The sequence below is a fragment of the Polaromonas sp. P1_G4 genome (assembly GCF_056405475.1).
The window spans coordinates 1-704 of the sequence record NZ_JBFUCA010001000.1; the positions used below are offsets into that span (position 1 = coordinate 1).

At 66.8% G+C, this 704-nt stretch carries 2 protein-coding genes; both read right to left on the bottom strand.

The window, feature by feature from the left end; all coding sequences use genetic code 11:
- Nucleotides 1–283, bottom strand: a 283-nt coding sequence (locus AC1D1X_RS25000) for a GntR family transcriptional regulator (protein WP_477699587.1), incomplete at its 3' end; no start/stop codon positions are given.
- 2 nt (nt 284–285) lie between these two features.
- A partial coding sequence (locus AC1D1X_RS25005) for an RbsD/FucU family protein (protein WP_477699588.1) occupies nt 286–704 on the bottom strand: 419 nt, incomplete at its 5' end.

Here is a 704-nt window from a genome sequence, read left to right on the forward strand (position 1 = left end):
CCAGCAGGCGGCGCAGCTGAAAGGCGTTGTTGATCAGTTTCAGATCTACGTGAGCGACCTGCAGGCCGCGCTGCGGCACGGTCTTGAGCAGGCCCTCGGCCTCCAGGCGGGGAATGAGCTCACGCACGGCACCCAGCGGCATACCCAGCAGCTGCATCAGTTCGCGCTGCGAAACAAACTGCCCGGGGCGAATGTTGGCATCGACGATCTGCTGCTGAAAGCTCTCATAGGCCTGCGCACGCAGGCTGATGGGCGGGCTGTGGGGGGCTTGCGCCGCGTTCACGGTCAGCTCGCGTCGCTGGATATGACGCCCTTGCGCAGCAGGATGTTGCCGTACTTGCGCTGCTCGCCCGTCTGCAGGATCAGGAAGGCCGCTTCGGTGCGCGCATAAAACTCAAACCGTTCCAGCGTGGCGGCGGGCCGCTCGGCCGCCTGGGCCAGCAGCGCGGAAAATTCGGCGACAGGGGCGGGCACAGCGCCGGCATCACCGACCACCTGCATCGTCCAGGCAACGTCGCGCACGTAGCTGTCCAGCGGCAGAAGTTGCAGCACGGCCTGCAATGCCTGCGGCGACGTGACACCCGCCAGCTGCACCAGCCGGGCGCCGCCCCGGGCCGCCACGGCAGCGGCAGGAAAGTTGGCGTCCACGATGGCGACGTCATCTCCATGGCCCATGCTGCAAAGTCCATGCAATGCGTCAGGGG